Annotated in this window: 2 protein-coding genes; one reads left to right on the top strand and one right to left on the bottom strand. The window is 57.3% G+C overall.

The genetic code is table 11. The annotated features are described in order from the left end of the window. Nucleotides 1–86 precede the first annotated feature (86 nt). Nucleotides 87–1,388, bottom strand: coding sequence for an MFS transporter (locus A3AY_RS0128480; RefSeq protein ID WP_018329080.1), 1,302 nt, complete (start codon nt 1,386–1,388; stop codon nt 87–89). 122 nt (nt 1,389–1,510) lie between these two features. Here A3AY_RS0128480 and A3AY_RS0128475 point away from each other — a divergent pair. Next, nucleotides 1,511–2,218, top strand: a 708-nt coding sequence (locus A3AY_RS0128475; protein ID WP_018329079.1) for a LysR family transcriptional regulator, incomplete at its 3' end; no start/stop codon positions are given.

Raw genomic sequence — 2,218 nt, 5'->3', positions numbered from 1 at the left:
CCCGCCGCTATCACCTCTGGGCCAATCCCATCCGCAGGGATCGCTGCAATCTTGTATTCACGCATGTCTATGCTCCACTTTGAGATTTAACGATTTTGGACTGAGGCGACCTTGGCCCCGTTTTCCGATGCGGTGCGCGACAGCACGAGCGTCACGATCGCGGATACGACCAGCAATGCGGCGACGAAGTAGAGGCCACCCGCAAAACTGCCGGTGACGTCCTTGATCCAGCCGATCATCGAGGGACCAACGAAGCCACCCAGGTTGCCAATCGAATTGATGGTGGCAATACCCGCTGCGGCCGCCGGCCCGGAGAGGAAGAGCGTGGGCATGCTCCAAAGCGGTGGTTTCGACGCGCTGATGCCGATATTGACCAGGGTCAGCGCAGCAAGGACGGCGAAGACAGTGGTTGCACCAGTCGCGAAGGCAAGCCCCGCCGAGGCGAGCAGGCAGGCGGCCACCACATGCCAGGTTCTTTCGCCCGACTTGTCGGAATGGCGTGCCCATAGAACCATGCCGACGACAGCGAATATCGCTGGGATTGAATTCAGCATGCCGACCTGGAAGGACGACAGACCGAACTCCTTGATGATCTGCGGCGCCCAGATTCCCAACGTGTAAAGGCCGGCGGACGTGCCGAAGTAGACGAGCGCAAGGGCAAGAACGCGCCGATCCGCCAGGCCGGACCACACACTGTGGCTCGCCTTCGACTTTCCAGCGTTCTCTTTAACCATTGTTTCCACCAGCCAGTTCCGCTCTTCGGTCGTCAGCCAGTTAGCTTTCTCCGGGCGGTCGGTCAGGTAGAACAGCACGACCACGCCGAGCACGATCGCAGGAACTGCCTCGATCAGGAACATCCACTGCCAACCGGTGAGACCCAGAAATCCGTGCATCTCCAGCAGTGCACCGGAAATCGGCGACCCAATGGCTGTCGCAATCGGTGCTGCTGCCATGAACATCGCCGTTACCGCTGCTCTGCGACGGGCGGGAAACCAAAAGCTGAGATAGAGGATGATGCCTGGGAAAAACCCGGCTTCCGCGATACCGAGAAGGAAACGCAGCGTATAAAAACTTGTCGTTCCCTGAATGAAAGCCATGGCACCGGAGACCAGTCCCCAGGTGATCATGACGCGGGCGATCCAGATGCGAGCGCCAACCTTGTTCAGGATGAGGTTCGAAGGCACTTCGAACAGGAAATAGCCGATGAAGAAAATGCCTGCGCCGATGCCGAATACGGTCGGCGAAAACCCGAGATCCTCGTTCATCGTCAATGCCGCAAAGCCGATGTTTACCCGGTCGATGAAGGCGATGAGATAAAGTGCCATAATGAACGGCACGATGCGCAGAGTGATTTTGCGCAGGACGCGCGTCTCCAGGTCGCCATTCATAGCGAACTCCTCCCAATGATCAATTCGACGCACCTCCTGCGTCATCAACAGACGCTAATCCTCGCTTCCCTTCAACGCTATGTTGCTCTAATTATATAATCAAATGATACAATCGGTGCTCCATGGAATTGGAACAATTGAAGTGCTTTGTAGCAGTTGCCGAAGAACTGCATTTCGGCAGAGCAGCTCAAAAAATGGGATTGCTCCCAGCATCCTTGGGAAGGCATGTCAGATTGCTCGAAGAATCCCTGGGCACCCGCCTCATGTCCCGTACGACGCGGAGTGTCTCGTTAACGGAAGACGGAGCCGCCCTGCTCGAAGAGGTGAGGCCCCTTCTCCATCGCCTGCAAGCACTCGCGGAAGAGTTTCGATCGAGGAAAACCCAGCAGGCGACCGTGCTCCGCATAGGCGCGATAGACAGCGCTGCCGCAGGTCTTATACCGCCGTTACTGCATGATTTTCGAGTGCGATGCCCTGGGATCATCACTCAACTTGTCGAAGACAAGTCGATACGTCTCATACCGAAACTGATTGCCGGGCGTCTGGATATCGTCTTCATTCGACCCGGAGACGGACTGAACCGGAATCTGGCTTTTCGCACCCTGACTCACGAAACACCCGTTATTGCACTGCCCGTCATGCATCCGCTCGCGACCCGCGAGCGGATCTCAGTCGATGAACTGCGAGACGAGCCCCTCATCGTGCCCGAGCGTCGCTCTCGCCCGCACAGCTATGACCTGACGATGAAACTCTTCGAGGACGCGGGGCTACACCCGCGCATAGCCCAGATTGCTGACGAGAAACAAACGATCATCAACCTCGTTGCGGCA

The organism is Rhizobium giardinii bv. giardinii H152 (genome assembly GCF_000379605.1).
Taxonomy (GTDB): domain Bacteria; phylum Pseudomonadota; class Alphaproteobacteria; order Rhizobiales; family Rhizobiaceae; genus Pararhizobium; species Pararhizobium giardinii.
The sequence above is the reverse complement of the archived record's forward strand: the minus strand, read 5'-3'. Positions and strand labels throughout refer to the sequence as shown.